Source organism: Frateuria sp. GZRR33 (assembly GCF_051900425.1).
Taxonomy (GTDB): Bacteria; Pseudomonadota; Gammaproteobacteria; order Xanthomonadales; family Rhodanobacteraceae; genus Frateuria_A.
In genome coordinates this window covers 1-1,146 of record NZ_JBHZGK010000029.1, presented here as the reverse complement: position 1 = coordinate 1,146, position 1,146 = coordinate 1, and the positions used below count along the sequence as shown (strand labels likewise).

1 protein-coding gene is annotated in these 1,146 nt (G+C 63.5%); it reads right to left on the bottom strand.

The window, feature by feature from the left end; translation table 11 throughout:
• Positions 1-14 precede the first annotated feature (14 nt).
• Positions 15-1,129, bottom strand: a protein-coding gene (locus tag ACFWZU_RS16250) for an IS3 family transposase (protein ID WP_439702553.1) whose coding sequence is annotated in 2 segments (ribosomal slippage) — positions 15-877 and positions 877-1,129 — 1,116 coding nt in all. Because the reading frame shifts where the segments join, the coding sequence is not laid out codon by codon here.
• Between the last annotated feature and the right edge of the window lie 17 nt (positions 1,130-1,146).

Here is a 1,146-nt window from a genome sequence, read left to right as displayed (position 1 = left end):
CGTAAGCTCCCCCGTCAAGCAGACACTTCAAAAGTAGAACGACTGGCGGCTTGTTGGCGGTACTCGGCGGGTGTCAGATCACCGAGCGATTCGTGGGGGCGTTGCTCGTTGTAGTCGAGCATCCACCAGTAAGCGGCTTCACGCACATCCTCCAGGCGGGCAAACAGGTGCTGGTCGAGCACTTCCTCGCGGAAGGTGCGGTTGAAGCGTTCGATGTAGGCGTTCTGATTTGGCTTGCCGGGCTGGATGTACTGGATGGCCACGCCGCTGGCCTTGGCCCACTGGGTAAAGGCTTCGCCCAGGAACTCCGGACCGTTGTCCGAGCGCAGCACTTGCGGCAATCCGTGGTCGCGCTTTATCTGCTCGAAGATGCGCACCAGCCGCGCCGAGGTGATCGACGTGTCGACCTCGATGTGGAGTGCCTCGCGGTTGAAGTCGTCCACTACGTTGAACGTGCGAAAGCGGCGTCCGCAAGCGAGCGCATCGCTCATGAAGTCGATGGACCACACGGTATCGGGCAGCCGTGGCACGTACAGCGCCACGCGTTCACGCTTGGGCAGGCGGCGCCGGGCGGCCCGACGGAGGTTGAGCTTCATGGCCTTGTACACCCGATAGATCCGTTTGGGGTTCCAGTCCGGCCGCACCTTGCGCAGCTGGGCACAGCACTTCCAGAAGCCGCGGCTCGGCCGATCCTCAACCAGGCGGGCCAACGCAGCGATGAGCTCGGCATCGCGCACCGTCCAATCCAGCGGCGGGCGGTAGTACGCGGCACGTGACAGTCCGACGCACTCGCAGGACCGGCGTAGCGGCCGCGCGTGCACCTCGACCAGGTACCGCACTGCCTCGCGCTTGCTCGCCGGTCCTACAGTTTTTTTGCGATCAGGTCCTTCATCGCCGCGTTGTCCAGCGCCAACTCGGCATACATCCGCTTCAGCCGAGCGTTCTCGGCCTCGAGCTCCTTGACACGCTTGAGGTCCGACGCCTCCATGCCCCCGTACTTGCTCTTCCACTGGTAGTAGGTCGGCACGCTGATACCGGCCTGGCGACAGATGTCCTTGATGGGCACCCCGGCGTCGGCCTGCTTGAGGATCGAGACGATCTGCGTCTCGGTGAACTTCGACTTCTTCATGGAACCTCCTGGCTCGG